The sequence below is a fragment of the Halonotius sp. F2-221B genome (genome assembly GCF_046719765.1).
In the GTDB taxonomy this organism is placed as follows: Archaea; Halobacteriota; Halobacteria; order Halobacteriales; family Haloferacaceae; genus Halonotius.
Genome location: NZ_JABEBY010000012.1, coordinates 24,268 through 39,231, shown reverse-complemented (window position 1 = coordinate 39,231; position 14,964 = coordinate 24,268). Strand labels below are relative to the sequence as shown.

Here is a 14,964-nt window from a genome sequence, read left to right as displayed (position 1 = left end):
AGTGGTCACAGATGAAACTTGCAGACACACGGATCGCCATGTTGGTCGGCCCAGGATTCGAGGATCTGGAGTTCTGGGCGGTCTACATGCGCTTGAAGGAGGAAGGAGCACAGATCGATATCGTCGGCATGAGCGCAGGCGTGGAGTATACGGGCAAAAGCGGCGGGCTCACAGCCGAAACCGAGGTCGCTGCCGCGGATGTCGACCCCGCGACCGTTGACGCGGTGTTGGTACCCGGCGGCTGGACGCCCGATAAGATCCGCCGCGACGAGACGGTACTCGATCTCGTCCGGGAGGCCCACGAGGCCGGCACGATCATCGGGCTGATCTGTCACGCTGGACTGGTCGGAATCTCCGCCGGGATCGTCGAGGGCTCGGACGCCACAGGGTCGAAAGGCATCAAAGACGATCTCATCAACGCCGGAGCGAACTGGGTTGACGAGCCGGCGTTTCGGGACGGCAACATCGTCTGGGGCCGCGTCGTCGCGGATATCCCCGATTACAACCGCGTGCTGGTGGACACGCTGGCCGAGCATTCATAGCCGCTGTCGGCGGGAACGGCAAGCCCATCGCGCGGCGAAATATCGGTCGATGGGGCCGCTCCGCCACGCTTCGCCCGATGGACGACTCGCTCACTCGTCGCCGCTAATCGCCTCGCTGCCCCGGATGTGGATCGAACTGCCGAGATGTTGGTGGAGTACCGCCTCGACCGAGTCGGCGTTGAACCGCGAGAGATCCGTCTCGATTTCGCTTTCGAGTGCTGCCCGGTAGGCCGCGTCGGTTTCGAGCTCGCTGAAGCTGGCCTCGATAACCTCAGCGCCGAGTGTGTCAGTCAAGAGCGCTCGCATGTGGTCGGCGTCGGCGACATCGCCGCGCCAGAGGTTGTGCTGGAAAAACAGCCAGCCATCGGCACCCGGGGTCGCAGCCGGCAGGCGACAGATCGTCTCGAAGGTGTTGGGATCGAGGCGGACCTCTGATGGATCGATCCGGATCGTCACCCGAAACACGTAGTTCGCCTGCATACCGGCGAAGGGTCAGTTATCGGAAAGCTGTTCGAGGACGTGCTGGGGGATCTCCTCGGGGTCGACGCCGTCAGGAAGTCCCGCGGGCGACTCCGGTGGGCCGGCTGGTGTATCGCTGTCACTGCCGGCTGCTGTGCCGTCGCTATCGGCCGTCTCGGCGTCGGTAGCGTCGTCAACGTCGAAGCCGTCGACAGCGTCGTCGGTCGGGATCGGGCCGTCGAACTCCGGATTAAACAGCTGCATCGCCGTCTGGATCGTCGTCCAATCGTCCTCGGCGGCGGCCTCACGCAGGCTCTTTGTCGGGGCGGCCAAAAGCTGGCTGACCAGCGAATCTGCCAGCGATTCGATAACCTCCCGGTGGGTGTCGGTCAGCTCGGCGTTGGCATCGAGCTTGGCCATCGCGGTGCCGACCTCCCGGTTTTTGACGCGTTCGGCGCTCTCATACATCGTACTGATCGCCTCGTCGGCGCGCTTGCGTTTGAACAGCGCGAGCAGGCGATCAAACTCTTCGTCGATCATCGCCTCAACCTCGGCGGCGGCGTCCTCTCGGCGGGCGTGGGTTTCGGCGGTAATCGCCTCCAGTGCGTCGATATCGTGGATCGTGACCCCGGCCTCGTCGGCAGCGGCGGGGTCGACATCCCGCGGCTGGGCGAGATCGATACAGAGCGTCTCGCCAGCGGTCGCCAGTTCATCGGCATCAAGGACGTGCTCCGGACTCCCGGTTGCGGCGATCACCACATCCGCTCGGTCGGCGGCGGCCCCGGCTGCCGACAGCCCGATCGCACTCGCGTCGGTCGGCACGGTGTCGGCGACGTGGGTTGCATGCGGGATCGTTCGGTTGGCGATCAGCAGCCGCTCAACCCCGGTTTCGGCGATCGATTCGGCGGCGATCGTCCCCATCTCGCCGGCCCCGAGAATCAGCGCGGTCGCGCCGTCAAGATCGATTTCGCGGTCGGCGAGCGTCACGGCTGCCGAGCCAAGCGAGACGACGCCCTCGTTGATCGCGGTTTCGGTGCGGGCGCGCTCGCCGACGTGAACGGCCTTCATCAGCGCGTCCTCTAACATCGGCCCGAGCCCCTCGGCGCGGCGGGCGATCTCGATAGCGTCTTTCAGCTGGCCGATGATCTGATCCTCGCCGAGGACGAGCGATTCGAGCCCGGCGGCCAGCCGCATCAGGTGGCGCAGGCTCTCCTCGTGGGCCATCGTGACGACCGCCCCGGAGCGAACCGGGTCGGCGACCTCGGTGAGGGCGTCCCGGCCCTCATCGGCGCGGTCGGTGACGACGTAGGCCTCCGCGCGGTTACACGTCTGGATCACGAATGCCTCCCGGACGCCCGGCGTCGCCAACAGGGCGGCGATCCGATCGGCACTATCGTCCGCACTGGCGGCCTCGATCTCGTCGACGGTCGCCGTATCGTGGGCGACGCGGACGCCGGTGATGACGCCGTTGCGTATCATGTATCCTCCCCTGTGCGGTGATCCTGCATTACGCGTGCTGCCTCTTTTTCAGCGTTGGCGACTCCCGTATGTAAAGCCTTCCAAACCGCGGGCGAGCGGACGACCGCACGGAGTATCGCCCGGCGTGTCTCGGGGGACTCCGTCTCCTTCAACTCAGCCCGAAGCCGACCCGTGAGCTCGGCCATTTTGCCTGCATCGTCGATCTCACCTTCGACCTGTTCGCGGAGATACCGAGCGAGCGCCGGACTCTGCCCGCCGGTCGAGATGGCGACCGAGACCGGCCCATCATCGATGGTTGCGGGAACGACGACGCTACCCACCGACCGCTCGCCCGCACGATCGGTGCGATTGACGAGCACGTCGCGGTCGGCAGCTGTCTCGGCGACAGCGGCGTTGAGCTCGCTATCGTCGGTGGCGGCGACGACCAACGCGGGGTCGACGCGGTCGAACCAGTCGGCGACCGTCGCCGGCGTTGGGGCGGCCCGAATCCGCTCAACTGTCGGGCATTCGGACTCCTCGAACCGATCGTCGAAGGTTGGGCTGACAACGACCACGTCGGCCTCGGCGGCGAACCGCTTGGCCTTCCGTGCGCCGACGCTGCCGCCGCCGAAGATGAGCACCGTCGCATCGGTGAAATCGTGATAGAGTGGGATCATTGTTCGCTGGCGTGGGGGCGTCGACACCCCAGAGGGTGCTGTCAGCCCGTTGATCGGCTGCCGTGCGGTCTGGCTCACAACTGGCCACAACTCGGCGACGACAGCCGATTAGTACTCTGGTATCCGCGTCGAAATCCACCTATTTCAGGGCGTCTTCGACCGGCGGAACGACCTGTTTTTTCCGGGACATCACGCCCGGCAGGAACGCCTCCCGGTCGGTGAATGTCGCATCGAGGGCGTCGCCGACAGCCTCGGTGTGATCGCCAGCGATGAAGGCCGTCGACTCCTCTTCGAGCAGATCGGTCACGAGCACGAGCAACACGGCGTAGCCGCGTTCGGCGACAACCTCGTCCATCGCCTCAATGACCGCATCGCGCTGGTCGAGAACGGTTTCGGGTTCGACGGTCTCGATCTGCCCGATGCCCAGCACGTCGTCGCCGATGTCGTACTCCTTGAAATCCCCAAGCACCATCTCGCGGGGACTCTTCTCGCCGAGCTTGCTCTTTTGCGCCAACAGCTCCTTGCCATACTCCTCGTAGTCGACGCCGGCGATGTCGGCCAGTCGCTCGGCGACCTCACGATCGGTGTCGGTCGTCGTCGGCGACCGGAGCACGACAGTGTCGCTGAGGAGGCCACTGAGCAGTAGTCCGGCGGTTTCTTCGTCGATGTCGACGCCGGCCTCATCGTAGAGCCCGGTGAGGATCGTTCCCGTCGAGCCGACCGGTTCGGCGCGGAAAGAGATCGGATCGCCGGTCGTCACATCGCCGATGCGGTGATGGTCGACGACCTGGCTGATCGTCGCCTCGCGTGCGCCCGCGACAGTTTGGCTGTACTCGTTGTGGTCGACGAGCAGCAGTTCCTCGTTGGTTGCGTCTTCCAGCAGCGTCGGCGACTCGACGCCCCACCGATCAAGCACGAATGCGGTTTCGGGGTTGAGTTCGCCGGCGCGGGCGGCAACGACATCGCCGCCCTGGGCTTGTTTCAGGCGGGCGAGAGCGATCGCGGAGATCACCGTGTCGGTGTCGGGCTGTTGGTGACCGATGGCGTAGGCGGATTGTGACATGCCTGAGAGACAGCACTACTGTTGTAAGAACGTTCCCAAACACGGCGGACGCAGTCGGCGACAGGGGTGGTCTCGAAGCCGCTGTAGCACACCCCGCCGACGGAGCGACTCGTTGTTAGCTGGACGACGTTGGATCGCCTTCGGTGACAAGCCCGGGTTCCGCACTTGAGATGATGGTGATTCGGTCGGTGAGATCCTCGATCGTGTTTGCGAGTTCGTCGAGCAACACCGCAAGCTCACGGTACACAAGCGGCTGGGCAAGATCGCTCTCAAAGGCCGTTGCGATAACCGCGTTGCGGGCGGTATCGCACCTGCTTTCGAGTGTCCGGATCTGTTCGATCTCATCGACGAGTGTCTCGGTGGATTCGTTGCGAGCCAGCCCGGCGATAAATCGCGTCACAACATCATCAAGTATCTCCGTCATCTCGACGATCAACGCCGCCATCTCCTGGAGTTTGTCGTAGCTGTCGTTTGCGGGTTCCGGCTGTAGCATCCCGATCTCCTGGGCGATGCGCTCGGTGTGATTGGCAACGACATCAAGCTGCTTGTAGAAATCGAGCAACGCCGACTGGTTGAGGTTGATCGGGGTGTTGAGCAGCCCGATCTCTCGGGAGTCGGCGTTTGCGATCGAGGCGGTGATATCGCGTCGGAGCTGGTCACACTCGCTTTCGATCTCCTCGATCTGTGTGGTGGTCGCTGCATACGCCTCGCCGTCGGCATACGCGGTGAGGGCGGTTGGCAGGAGATCGGTACAGGAAGCGAGTTTCGCAAGATAGGTCTCGGTTTGTGACTCAAGCGTGGCACCGAACGCTGTACTGTTGGGCATACCGAAACAAGCCACCCGAAAGTGAAAAAGGGGCTGATTGCTGTCAGTGGCTGCACATAAATACGAACGAACCACCGTCAAACCGTGTGTTTGTCACCGTGTTCCCGGTGAGATGATGTGTGCTGCGACTTCGTCTCGATCACCAGCGGTGGGTGCAGCCGTTCCGACCGCGACGGTAAACAAAACGACCCACGGGTGTTTTATCCTCGGCTTCGAAAGCCAGCCATAGCGTTCGCGTTGGGCAGTGCGCGGGCCAGCATCCACCATGCGTCTGATCCAAACGCTCGTTCCCGAGGGCAAACGGCAGCTCGTTATCGATCTCTTGGAGGACGCGGAGATCGAGTACGCGATGACGAGCGAAACCTCTCACAGCGATTACAGCGACATCATCTACATCCCGACCGATGTCGACAGCGTCGAGGAGATCCTTGATTCGCTCCGGGATGTCGGCGTCGAACGCGACGGCTACATGATCGTCTCCGATGTCGAAACCATCGTCTCCGATCGCTTCGAACAGCAGCAGGCCGACGACGAGAACGACGAGGAGACAAACGGCGTCGCCGAGGAGGAACGCATCTCCAGAGAGGAGCTCCAGACGAAGGCACGAAACCTCTCGCGGAGCACCACCAACTACATCGCGTTGACGCTGATCAGCGCGATCGTCGCCACCGCCGGCCTCCTGCAGGACAGCGCGGCGGTCGTCGTCGGCTCGATGGTGATCGCACCGCTGATCGGACCCGCGATGGCCTCCTGTGTCGGCACGGTCACCAGCGACGACGCGCTGTTCTGGGAGGGGATGCGCTCGCAGGCGATCGGCCTCGCGGTCGCGGTCGGCAGCGCGACGCTGTTTGCCGCCGGCTATCGGGCCGCCCTCGCGCCGGAGCTCGAACTACTTCTTATTCAGCAGGTCGCCGAGCGCGCCCATCCCGGCTTGCTCTCGTTGGCGATCGCGCTTGGTGCGGGTGTCGCCGGCGCGCTGTCGCTGACCTCCGGGGCCGACGAGGCGTTGGTCGGCGTCATGATCGCCGTCGCGTTGATGCCGCCGGCGGCCGCGGTCGGGCTGGGGATCGCCTACGTCGACCCGACGCTTGCGGTCGGGGCGGGCGTGTTGGTGTTGGTGAATCTGCTCTCGATCAACGTTGCCGGCGTAACGACGATCTGGCTCAGGCGGTATACGCCGACCCACTGGTATGACGCCAAGGAGGCCCGCCGGCTGACCGGCCGACGACTGCTGATCTTTGGGATCTCGATCCTGGTTCTCACGTCGTTTCTGGCGACCAGTTCGCTGGCAGCCCGCGAAAACGCGCAGTTCGAAACTGAGGTTGAGACGATCGCCGACGACGCGACCGAAAATCTGCTCGACGTGGAGTTTAGCTACGAAGCAAACCTGCTGACCCAGCAACCAGAGACCGTGACGGTGCGCGTCTACGGCGAGGATCCACCGTCAGCCGCCGCGCTCCGAGAACGGATCCAGCAACAGACCGGTGTTGATGTCGGCGTGCGCGTCGTCACCGAACAGATCAGCCGCGCGTGAGCCGGTTGGCCCGCATAGGCTTTTAGGCCAGTAGGCCGCAGAGGTCGGTAGATGCAGGTTGATGGGTTGCCGCTTGCGACGCCACATGTCGCCCACTTCCAGCGACAGGGGATCACGGAGCTGTATCCTCCCCAAGCCGAGACGGTTGAGGCCGGGATCTGCGAGGGGCAAAACGTCATGGCGGCGATCCCGACCGCCAGCGGCAAAACACTGATCGCCCAACTGGCCATGCTGACCGCCGACGGGCCGGGGCTGTATATCGTTCCACTGCGCGCCCTGGCGACCGAAAAACACGCCACGTTCAGCGAGCTACCGGGCGTCGATGTCGGCATCGCCACCGGCGACTACGACTCGCCAGCCGCGGAGCTGGCCGACCACGATATCGTCGTCGCCACAAGCGAGAAGGTCGACTCCGCGATCCGCAACGGCGCGTCGTGGGTCGACGACATCGGCTGTGTCGTCGTCGACGAGGTACACCTCCTCGGTCAGGCAGATCGCGGGCCAACACTGGAGGTCACCCTTGCGCACCTCCGGCGGCTCACCCCGGGCGTCCAACTGGTCGCGCTGTCGGCGACCGTCGCCAACGCCGACGAGATCGCCGACTGGCTCGGCGCGGAACTCGTCGAATCCGACTGGCGACCCGTCAATCTCCGTACCGGTGTCGCCGACGCCGAGACCGTCACATACGACGATGAGACAACCGATCCGCTCGGGATCGACGCCGCGGAGCTCCCACCAAGTGCGGATCTCGACACCGAAACGACAGCCCGCCTTGTCGATGGTGCTCTCGCCGACGGCGGCCAGTCGCTGGCGTTCGTTCGCTCCCGGCGGGAGGCCGAATCGCTCGCCGAGCGACTGCGCGGCGATACAGAAGGCGCGACAACTGAGGAGCGCGAGGCCGTCGCAAGCGAGATCGAAACCCTCGACGGCACCGTCACCGGGGGGCGACTCGCCGACTGCGTGCGGGATGGCGTCGCCTTCCACCACGCCGGGCTCCGAAGCGGCCACCGCGCGCTCGTCGAGTCGGCGTTCCGGGAGCGCACGCTGGACGCCATCTGTGCGACGCCGACACTGGCCGCCGGCGTCAACGTTCCCGCCCGCCGGGTCGTCGTCCGCGACCAGCAACGCTACACCGGGTCGGGAACCGAGTGGCTGCCTGTCCTCGAAATCCACCAGATGTGTGGGCGGGCGGGCCGGCCGCATCTCGACCCCTACGGCGAGGCGATCCTCGTCGACACCGACGACCCCGAGACACTGGCTGAGCGGTATCTCGACGCCGCCCCCGAGGCCGTCGAATCGAAGCTGGCCAGCGAGGCCGCGCTGCGAACCCACGTGCTGTCGATTATCGCCTCCGATTTTGCGGAAACTGAAGCCGGGATCTTGGATCTGTTGGCGGCGACGTTTTACGCCCACCAAACCCCCGTCGACGACCTCGCCGGAATCGTTGCCGCCGTCATCGAGGAGCTGATCGAGATGGGGCTGGTCGTCCGCAACGCGGCTGATGGCACCGACGAGGACAGTCGCGTCCTGGCGGCAACCGAGATCGGCGCGACCGTCTCGACGCAGTATATCACCCCCGAAACCGGGGTGCAGATCGTTGAGGGACTACGGACAGCCGGAGAGATGACCGAGCCGACCGCGCTCACCGCCTTGGAGATCATCTGTGACACGCCGGATATGCACGATACCTACCTCGGCAACGAGGAGCGGGCCGCGATCTACGAGTACGCCCGCCAACACGCCGACGAGCTCACGACCGCGATGGGCGAGACCGAGGAGTTCGAGCGGTGGCTTGAGGCGGTCAAAACCGCCCGTATCCTTGCGGAGTGGAGCGAAGGCGCAACGATCGAAACGCTCGTCGAACGGTATCGCCTCGGCCCCGGTGATCTCGATTCGCGGATCGAGCGCGCCGACTGGCTGTTGAGCGCGGCCGACGCCGTCGCCGACGTGCTTGGGGTTTCGTTGCCGGCGATCGATCGGGTTCGTTCCCGGCTTTGAGGCCGCTGTCGCCGATTTGCGGGCGCGTAGGTGAACCAGACAGCTATCCACCATGTTTTGGCGGATGTGGATGATGACGGGATGATCGATCCGATCTTGCTAACTTATTTATGCGTTCCGCGGCAGCTATCGGTATCGTGTCGGAGAACCACTCGGTCGCCACACCGGTCGGTGGGGCATCACCCCCACCCCGCAAGCAGCCCCTGGAGGTCATCGAGATCGAACAGGGGTACGTCTGTCGGGAGTTCCGGCGCAACCCCGAGCAAGCAGCGGTGTTTTCGGTGCACGACCGGCGCATGGAGGCGATGGCGGCCGCCTCGGATCGGCTTGAGGCCGACCGCCACCCCTGTACGCTGCGGTGGGATTCGGAGTCAAGCGTCGGCGACATCTACTGGAACGACCTCTTTAGCACGCTGCGAGTGACCTACAGCCCGCTGTTGAAGAAGTGGGTCGTCGTCCCCGAGGACGAACGCTATGTCTTCGGCTCCGCAAGCGCGGTTCAGCAGGCCTACGAGTACGGCAAACAGGCCCAAGAGGGGTTTAATTTCAAGAATCTGGAGGTACACGGGCGGGACGGAACGGTCGAAAAAACGGTCGACCACCCGTTTATCAGCAACTCGATCACGGATCCGAACGTGAAATTCAACCGGTAACCCACACCGACGGCCGCAGCCGACAGCGGCCGGCAACAACCGACAGGAGCCGACAGCGATCGGTTCAGGATGGGTGCGACAGGCTCAACAGGCCGGCAGCTCGTGGATCGGTATGACCGATATTCATCCCGATCAGCGGGTGGCCGTGCTGGCCGACTCCCAGAACCTCTATCACACGGCCCACAGCGACTACTCACGCAACATCGACTACGAAGGGTTGTTGACCGAGGCGGTCGCCGGCCGGGAGCTGACCCGGGCGATCGCCTACGTGATCCGGGCGGACGCACCCAACGAGGAGGATTTTTTCGACGCGCTCGTCGACATCGGCTTCGAGACAAAGATCAAGGCGATCAAAACATTTGGTGACGGCAGCAAGAAAGCCGACTGGGACGTTGGGATGAGTCTCGATGCGGTCACGCTGGCCGACCACGTCGACACAGTCGTTCTCTGTACCGGCGACGGCGACTTCTCGCGGCTCTGTTCGCACCTTCGCCACGAGGGCGTCCGCGTCGAGGTGATGGCCTTCGGCTCCTCGACGGCCGAGGAGTTGATCGACGCGACCGACGAGTTCACCGATCTCGCCGAGGACAAAGAGCAGTTCCTTCTGTAGGATGGCCACGAGCAAACAGATCGAGGGGCTGGCGCTGCCGTTTACCTTCGGGGTGGCGATCGGCCTCGCACTTGGGCGGACGCTGCTCCAGAGCACGCTCGCCGGCGTCGCTATCGGACTTGTTCTGTTCGCGCTGCTTGCGTGGGTTCGCCAACGGCTGGTGTCGTAGCGATCATCGATCTCCTCACCACAGACACGTCCTGTTTTTGTACGCCCGACGAGAGACGACTGTATGAGCGATGAGGGAGCCAGTCGGGGGGAGACCCCTCCGGGCGACGAGACGGGCGACACCGCCAGCAGCCACGACCGCGGCCTTGATGAACTCCGGACGATCGCCGACTACCAGTTCGGAGCCGGCGCGGGCGCGGCACTGTTCCCACCCGGCGAGGCCATCGAGATCCGCCGCTCCAGCAGCGGTCGCCCACGGCAGCTCGTCGCCGACGGCAACCGATTGGTCTCCTACGGTGTCGACGGGCGATTTACCCTCGGTGTCGCCGGCGGCCGGCGGCTGGCAGCGGCGTTCGACGCCCCACGCGTTCGCGTCGTCGTCGGGGACGACTCCGAGCCGTTTGTTCGGGAGGGGAAAAACGCCTTCGCCAAGTTCGTCAGCGCGGTCGATCCCGAAATCCGACCCGGCGACGAGGTGCTTGTCGTCCACGACCGCGGCGACCTGCTGGCGGTCGGTCGCGCCGAACTCTCGGCCGAGGCGATGGCTGATTTCGACAGCGGGATGGCCGTCAAAGTGCGGGAAGGCGTCGACGACTGATCGCGCGGTTCGACGACGGCTGCTTAGAGAATGCCAGCAATCCCGACCGCTTCAGCAAGCGGAATCCCGACCCACAGCGCGCCGACCAGGTAGCCGCCGATCGCGCCGCCGTTGAGCAGCGGCAGACCGGCATGGGGTTTGCCTTTCATCACCATCGACATGAGCACGAGCAGGCCGGCAAGCGTACCAACGAGCGAGAACAACGCGGGCGTGTTGAGTTCGATAACAGGCACGGCGTACTGCGGGGCCGACGAGAAGAAGGCCGCGCTGGCGACCATCACACCCGGAATCACGGCGTCGCCGAGGCCGATAAAGAAGGCCTCGCGCTCGTCGTCGCCGGGGGCGATGTCGTCGCTCGGATCGGTGTCTGCGTCGGCTGCCTCGTCAGTCTCGGTGGCATCATTCTCGCCGGCTTCGTCGCTGTCACTGCCCTCATCGTCTCCGTCGTCGCTATCGCTGCCGCCATCGTCGCCAACGTCGTCCAGCAGCGAGTACGACCACGACAGCGGGATCACCAGAATGACCGGAATCCGGAGATCCATGACGCCGTCGGCGAGATCCAGCATGTGTTCAGTTTTGTAGACGCTGATCGCATCGTAGACCGCCAACACCGACAGCAGGACGATCGCCGGCAGCAACCCGAAGGTGATCCCGAATAAACCCGCTGCGCCCGCACCCATCAACACCCCGGCGGTGTCGACAACGTACCACTCGGGGTAGACCCACAGCCCGACGGAGATGCCGGCACCGAGAAGCGCGGCGACGCCGGAGGGCGCGACCGCGCTAAAGACATACCACGAGAGCATCCCGCTGGTGGCGACGATGACGACGCGGACGACCCAGTCGAGATCGTATTTGAACGCCGCCAGAAAGAATACTGTGGCGACCAACACCGCACCGATATACAGCAGGCTGTTGGTCGGATCGCTGGGGTCGTCAACGGCTTGGTAGCCCTGATCGAAAAACGTCTGCACCAACGCGAGCGCGCCGAGTTGGACGAGGAGGAACAACACGACGGCGACGGCGACGCCGCGATACTCCCGGGGGAACATGGTCGCCTTTGGACGGTAGGGGGTTTGGCCGTTGTGTTTGGCGACGATCGTTGCTACGGCAGCCGAGGAGGGGTGCATTTTCGCGTCCCCAACCCCTAATACAGCTTGAATACAATTATCGTATATGCCGGTCGATTTCGAAACCCACGAGCCCGGAACTCCACGCGTTGATCTCTCAGAGGGCACAAACGCACGACAGCTCCTTGAAGTGCTGTTGGCGACACCGACAGTCGGATACACCCCAGCCGAGCTGGCAACAGAAACCGAGGTTCCGCGCGGGAGTGTCGGGCCAACGCTGAATCGGCTCGAAGCCGCCGGCCTCGTTCGGCACAAGGAACCGTACTGGGCCGCTGCCGACGATGACCGACTCGCAGCGGCGACAGCTGCCTTCATCGGGATTGAAACAGCAGCATCCTCATACAGTGACGACTGGTACGCACAAAACGAGGGCTGGGCTGATGAGCTCCCCGATCTGAGCGGCGAGGAGACATAGGATGGCCTACCCACAGGGTGCCATCGTCATCGCGGATGATCCGTTTGGGAACAATCCGGAGCGGCCATATCTCCTCCTTTCAAACGAGCAGGTTCCGTTCCACGGCGAGGAGTATCTCGCGGCCGTCATCACGTCGACAACCCGCTCCGCAGCTATCGAGCTAACAGACACCAGATTCTCACAGGGACACCTCCCCCGAACCTCATACGTCTCTCCGTGGTCGATACTTACACTCAAAGACTGGATGATAACAAAACAGCCCGCGACGGTGACCGGCACAACGGTCGACGAGGTGCGGCAGGAGCTGAATCGATATCTGCAGACCTAATCGGCGACAGTTCGACCTCGCAGGCAAGGTTACTCAGCGTACAGCGTCGTCCCAACCAGATCCGTCAGCGACGCGCCATCGGTCGGCGTGATCGCCGCATATGGGCTGGCAACCGGGCCAAAGATGTCGACGATCCGGCCGACCGTCGACAGCGACTCGTCGATGACCATGCGGCCGATATCGGGTGTCTCGTCGGTATCGATGGCGACGATCCCGAGCCCCTGGGCGGTTTTGTCGACGGTGCCGATCCGCTGCATCTTACTCCCGGAGGACGCCGAGATACGCTCCGACGGCCTGGACAAGATCGTTTTTCGTATCCTCCGCGCCCGTCACGAGCACGCGCCCGCGTGGCTCAAACGCTCGGGGATACGTCTTGTCGCGTTCGATCACAGCGTCGTAGCCGATCTGCTGGACGGCGGTGGCGATCTCGTCGACAGCGGGGTCGGCGACCGCGAGATCGGTTGCGACCCGCCGCCCCTCGGATCGCGTCAGGTCGGCGTCGAAATACGCCGGCCAAAGTACGTTTTCGACCATACCCAACCAAGACGGGGCCGAGGGTAATACCGTTACGACTGTGCGATCGGTGTCTGACGGCGCGGTGAAAGTGGTTGTGGGTTTCTGTGTCGGTATCACTGCGTGCGATTTCGAACCGAAGATGGGGGGTGGCGGTCGTGGGTGGAGACGGTGCAACCGCCGGCTGTATTACCGGCTCCACAGGTAGCCGGCGACGCCGATGAGACCGAACAGCAGCGTTGCCGGGAGCCAGTAGCCGGGGTCGCGGTTGGTGCGGCGGCCATGAAGAAACACGCCGACCGCGAGCACCGCGTGGGCGACGACCGTGACGGCGAGAACCGGAACGAGCGGTGTCATCGATTGTCTCCGAAAACGACGCCGTGTGTGGTGGCTGATTGGGAGTGCATGGCTACTCGATAGCGATCAGGACAGTTAGCCAACCGGTTTCGTCACGAACCTACTCCTTGGAGCGCCGCCAATCGTCAGGGTCGTGTAGACCGCGCCCCTGTTCGATCTGTCGTGCCTCGTTGACCAGATCGCTGTGGGAGCGGACGATATCGGTCATCGTGAGAATACCGTGGAGCTCCAGATCCGACATCACGGGGAGCTTCTTGACCTCGTCGTCGACCATCCGGTTGGTGGCGGTTCGAACCGTCGCTGTCGGCTCGATCGTCACAAGCGGGTGGCTCATCGCCGCCTGCACCGGCACCTCCGAAAAGGGTCTGTCGGCGGCGTAGCCGACCGTCAGCGCGTCAGATTCGGTGACGATCCCGGTTGGGGTGCCGTCAGTCGTGATGATAATACTCCCAACACGGGCACTCAGCATGCGCTTGGCCGCCTGCTGCATGGTAGTCTCGGCCGGAGCGGTCACGAGATCGGTCGTCATCAGCTCCCGAACGAGCATTGGTTGGTATTATGTCGCAAGATAGAAAAACCTGTTTGCTGGCTAACCAATCGAACGGCTCCTGTCGGTGGCCGGTTACACTCACACAACCGAATCCATTTATCCGCTCGTAGGCAACGCATGCCAATGACCAAGCGACACGTCTCCCTGCCGGCCGACGCGGCCGATGGGGTCGATCGCTTCATCGAGTCGGTGGATGCACGGCTCTCAAGCGATGAAGACACCTGCGAGGTAGTAACCGACATCCTTGTCGACCTCTTTGGGGATCGGGAGGCCTACGAGGCATGGCAGGCCGGCGAGACGGTCTCACCAGCAACCCGGGTTCGGTTGCAGGGGTACGACCCCTGTAACGCGACACTGGAGTCGGAGTACTACGCCGAGAAAGATGCGGATCGATTCGAGGAATCAAAACATCTCCAGTGGCTCTGGCGGCAGTTCGACGCGACGCCGATGGCCGACAACGTCGCCTTCGCCCTCCAGTTTCGCCAGATGCTCGCAAACCACCTTTTCGATGAGTGCGGCGACAACTGCCGGTTTTTTAAGGGGATCACGTTCACCTACGGCCACAACATCTCGGTCGGCGACAACGTCGTCGTCCACGACGATGTCCACCTCGACGACCGCGGGAAACTGACCGTCGGCGACCGCGTCTCGATCTCCGACGGGGCGCACATCTACAGCCACGATCACGATCTGGTCGACCAGACACATGTTGACAACTACCACACGATCATCGACGACGACGCCCGCGTTACCTACGATGCGATGGTGCGGGCCGGCTGTCGGATCGGCGAAAACGCGCTTGTCGGCGCGCGATCGGTCGTGCAGGGTGACGTGCCTGCCCACCACGTCGTCGTCGGCTCCCCCGCCAACAGCGTCAAGATCAAACCTGGCTGGGAAGAGGCCGCCGAGCCGATCGGTGACGGCCGCCTCCAGCGGCGACAGGCCGACCGCAAGATTCACCACGAGATCGACGACGAGATCGAGATCTTCGATGAGTTCCAGCGGACGCTGTCGCCGCCGGACGCGCCACCAACGCCGCCGAAGGCGACGGGGGATGCGAACCCGCCATCGACCAGCGAGTGAGT

Annotated in this window: 20 protein-coding genes; 10 read left to right on the top strand and 10 right to left on the bottom strand. The window is 63.9% G+C overall.

Features of this window, described 5'->3' with window-relative positions:
• Positions 1–11: 11 nt before the first annotated feature.
• A complete protein-coding gene (locus HKK80_RS10020) occupies positions 12–542 on the top strand; it encodes a type 1 glutamine amidotransferase domain-containing protein (protein WP_411799457.1) in 531 nt (176 codons plus the stop codon).
• Positions 543–632: 90 nt separating this feature from the next.
• Here the strand turns inward: HKK80_RS10020 and lwrS are convergent, their stop codons facing one another.
• From lwrS to HKK80_RS09995, 5 genes are all read right to left on the bottom strand, one after another.
• On the bottom strand, positions 633–1,022 hold the full coding sequence (gene lwrS, locus HKK80_RS10015; protein ID WP_411799456.1) for an LWR-salt protein: 390 nt from the start codon (positions 1,020–1,022) through the stop codon (positions 633–635).
• Between the two features lie 12 nt (positions 1,023–1,034).
• Complete coding sequence (hemA, locus tag HKK80_RS10010) at positions 1,035–2,480, bottom strand: glutamyl-tRNA reductase (RefSeq protein WP_411799455.1); 1,446 nt, start codon at positions 2,478–2,480, stop codon at positions 1,035–1,037.
• Complete coding sequence (locus HKK80_RS10005) at positions 2,477–3,136, bottom strand: bifunctional precorrin-2 dehydrogenase/sirohydrochlorin ferrochelatase (RefSeq protein WP_411799536.1); 660 nt, start codon at positions 3,134–3,136, stop codon at positions 2,477–2,479. Before HKK80_RS10005 ends, hemA begins: the two co-directional genes overlap by 4 nt.
• A 139-nt stretch (positions 3,137–3,275) precedes the next feature.
• Positions 3,276–4,199 (bottom strand): manganese-dependent inorganic pyrophosphatase, encoded by a 924-nt coding sequence (locus tag HKK80_RS10000; protein WP_411799454.1) that lies wholly within the window; start codon positions 4,197–4,199, stop codon positions 3,276–3,278.
• 115 nt (positions 4,200–4,314) lie between these two features.
• Entirely contained in the window at positions 4,315–5,025 is a 711-nt protein-coding gene (locus HKK80_RS09995) for a DUF47 domain-containing protein (protein ID WP_411799453.1), read from the bottom strand.
• Between the two features lie 265 nt (positions 5,026–5,290).
• Here HKK80_RS09995 and HKK80_RS09990 point away from each other — a divergent pair, with 265 nt between their 5' ends.
• From HKK80_RS09990 to HKK80_RS09965, 6 genes are all read left to right on the top strand, one after another.
• The gene (locus HKK80_RS09990) at positions 5,291–6,559 is read left to right on the top strand and encodes a TIGR00341 family protein (RefSeq protein WP_411799452.1); all 1,269 of its coding nucleotides are present in this window, start codon (positions 5,291–5,293) and stop codon (positions 6,557–6,559) included.
• Positions 6,560–6,610: 51 nt separating this feature from the next.
• On the top strand, positions 6,611–8,557 hold the full coding sequence (locus HKK80_RS09985; RefSeq protein ID WP_411799451.1) for a DEAD/DEAH box helicase: 1,947 nt from the start codon (positions 6,611–6,613) through the stop codon (positions 8,555–8,557).
• Between the two features lie 137 nt (positions 8,558–8,694).
• Positions 8,695–9,210 (top strand): hypothetical protein, encoded by a 516-nt coding sequence (locus HKK80_RS09980; protein ID WP_411799450.1) that lies wholly within the window; start codon positions 8,695–8,697, stop codon positions 9,208–9,210.
• 112 nt (positions 9,211–9,322) lie between these two features.
• Positions 9,323–9,820, top strand: a complete 498-nt coding sequence (locus HKK80_RS09975) for an NYN domain-containing protein (protein WP_411799449.1) — start codon at positions 9,323–9,325, stop codon at positions 9,818–9,820.
• Position 9,821: 1 nt separating this feature from the next.
• Complete coding sequence (locus HKK80_RS09970) at positions 9,822–9,989, top strand: hypothetical protein (RefSeq protein ID WP_411799448.1); 168 nt, start codon at positions 9,822–9,824, stop codon at positions 9,987–9,989.
• A 63-nt stretch (positions 9,990–10,052) separates the two neighbouring features.
• The gene (locus tag HKK80_RS09965; protein ID WP_411799447.1) at positions 10,053–10,586 is read left to right on the top strand and encodes a PUA domain-containing protein; all 534 of its coding nucleotides are present in this window, start codon (positions 10,053–10,055) and stop codon (positions 10,584–10,586) included.
• 23 nt (positions 10,587–10,609) lie between these two features.
• Here HKK80_RS09965 and HKK80_RS09960 read toward each other — a convergent pair whose 3' ends face one another.
• Entirely contained in the window at positions 10,610–11,638 is a 1,029-nt protein-coding gene (locus HKK80_RS09960; protein ID WP_411799535.1) for a presenilin family intramembrane aspartyl protease PSH, read from the bottom strand.
• Between the two features lie 124 nt (positions 11,639–11,762).
• Between HKK80_RS09960 and HKK80_RS09955 the strand changes: the two genes are divergently transcribed.
• Both HKK80_RS09955 and HKK80_RS09950 read left to right on the top strand, forming a co-directional pair.
• On the top strand, positions 11,763–12,131 hold the full coding sequence (locus HKK80_RS09955; protein ID WP_411799446.1) for a MarR family transcriptional regulator: 369 nt from the start codon (positions 11,763–11,765) through the stop codon (positions 12,129–12,131).
• Between the two features lies 1 nt (position 12,132).
• Positions 12,133–12,459 carry a hypothetical protein gene (locus HKK80_RS09950; RefSeq protein ID WP_411799445.1) on the top strand — a complete coding sequence of 109 codons (327 nt, stop codon included), beginning with the start codon at positions 12,133–12,135 and terminating at the stop codon, positions 12,457–12,459.
• Positions 12,460–12,488: 29 nt separating this feature from the next.
• Here the strand turns inward: HKK80_RS09950 and HKK80_RS09945 are convergent, their stop codons facing one another.
• From HKK80_RS09945 to HKK80_RS09930, 4 genes are all read right to left on the bottom strand, one after another.
• Positions 12,489–12,716, bottom strand: coding sequence for an H/ACA ribonucleoprotein complex subunit GAR1 (locus tag HKK80_RS09945; RefSeq protein ID WP_411799444.1), 228 nt, complete (start codon positions 12,714–12,716; stop codon positions 12,489–12,491).
• 1 nt (position 12,717) lies between these two features.
• Entirely contained in the window at positions 12,718–12,993 is a 276-nt protein-coding gene (srp19, locus tag HKK80_RS09940) for a signal recognition particle subunit SRP19 (protein ID WP_411799443.1), read from the bottom strand.
• A gap of 168 nt (positions 12,994–13,161) precedes the next feature.
• Entirely contained in the window at positions 13,162–13,329 is a 168-nt protein-coding gene (locus HKK80_RS09935; RefSeq protein WP_411799442.1) for a hypothetical protein, read from the bottom strand.
• A 100-nt stretch (positions 13,330–13,429) separates the two neighbouring features.
• Positions 13,430–13,876, bottom strand: a complete 447-nt coding sequence (locus HKK80_RS09930; RefSeq protein WP_411799441.1) for a CBS domain-containing protein — start codon at positions 13,874–13,876, stop codon at positions 13,430–13,432.
• A gap of 126 nt (positions 13,877–14,002) precedes the next feature.
• Between HKK80_RS09930 and HKK80_RS09925 the strand changes: the two genes are divergently transcribed.
• Positions 14,003–14,962 (top strand): acyltransferase, encoded by a 960-nt coding sequence (locus tag HKK80_RS09925; RefSeq protein ID WP_411799440.1) that lies wholly within the window; start codon positions 14,003–14,005, stop codon positions 14,960–14,962.
• The last annotated feature ends 2 nt before the right edge of the window (positions 14,963–14,964 follow it).

Bases quoted from the DNA above. Each gene is read 5' to 3' on its own strand.
- HKK80_RS10020 (WP_411799457.1), top strand. From the start codon at position 12: ATGAAACTTGCAGACACACGGATCGCCATGTTGGTCGGCCCAGGATTC.
- lwrS (WP_411799456.1), bottom strand. From the start codon at position 1,022: ATGCAGGCGAACTACGTGTTTCGGGTGACGATCCGGATCGATCCATCA.
- hemA (WP_411799455.1), bottom strand. From the start codon at position 2,480: ATGATACGCAACGGCGTCATCACCGGCGTCCGCGTCGCCCACGATACG.
- HKK80_RS10005 (WP_411799536.1), bottom strand. From the start codon at position 3,136: ATGATCCCACTCTATCACGATTTCACCGATGCGACGGTGCTCATCTTC.
- HKK80_RS10000 (WP_411799454.1), bottom strand. From the start codon at position 4,199: ATGTCACAATCCGCCTACGCCATCGGTCACCAACAGCCCGACACCGAC.
- HKK80_RS09995 (WP_411799453.1), bottom strand. From the start codon at position 5,025: ATGCCCAACAGTACAGCGTTCGGTGCCACGCTTGAGTCACAAACCGAG.
- HKK80_RS09990 (WP_411799452.1), top strand. From the start codon at position 5,291: ATGCGTCTGATCCAAACGCTCGTTCCCGAGGGCAAACGGCAGCTCGTT.
- HKK80_RS09985 (WP_411799451.1), top strand. From the start codon at position 6,611: ATGCAGGTTGATGGGTTGCCGCTTGCGACGCCACATGTCGCCCACTTC.
- HKK80_RS09975 (WP_411799449.1), top strand. From the start codon at position 9,323: ATGACCGATATTCATCCCGATCAGCGGGTGGCCGTGCTGGCCGACTCC.
- HKK80_RS09970 (WP_411799448.1), top strand. From the start codon at position 9,822: ATGGCCACGAGCAAACAGATCGAGGGGCTGGCGCTGCCGTTTACCTTC.
- HKK80_RS09965 (WP_411799447.1), top strand. From the start codon at position 10,053: ATGAGCGATGAGGGAGCCAGTCGGGGGGAGACCCCTCCGGGCGACGAG.
- HKK80_RS09960 (WP_411799535.1), bottom strand. From the start codon at position 11,638: ATGTTCCCCCGGGAGTATCGCGGCGTCGCCGTCGCCGTCGTGTTGTTC.
- HKK80_RS09955 (WP_411799446.1), top strand. From the start codon at position 11,763: ATGCCGGTCGATTTCGAAACCCACGAGCCCGGAACTCCACGCGTTGAT.
- HKK80_RS09950 (WP_411799445.1), top strand. From the start codon at position 12,133: ATGGCCTACCCACAGGGTGCCATCGTCATCGCGGATGATCCGTTTGGG.
- HKK80_RS09945 (WP_411799444.1), bottom strand. From the start codon at position 12,716: ATGCAGCGGATCGGCACCGTCGACAAAACCGCCCAGGGGCTCGGGATC.
- srp19 (WP_411799443.1), bottom strand. From the start codon at position 12,993: ATGGTCGAAAACGTACTTTGGCCGGCGTATTTCGACGCCGACCTGACG.
- HKK80_RS09935 (WP_411799442.1), bottom strand. From the start codon at position 13,329: ATGACACCGCTCGTTCCGGTTCTCGCCGTCACGGTCGTCGCCCACGCG.
- HKK80_RS09930 (WP_411799441.1), bottom strand. From the start codon at position 13,876: ATGCTCGTTCGGGAGCTGATGACGACCGATCTCGTGACCGCTCCGGCC.
- HKK80_RS09925 (WP_411799440.1), top strand. From the start codon at position 14,003: ATGACCAAGCGACACGTCTCCCTGCCGGCCGACGCGGCCGATGGGGTC.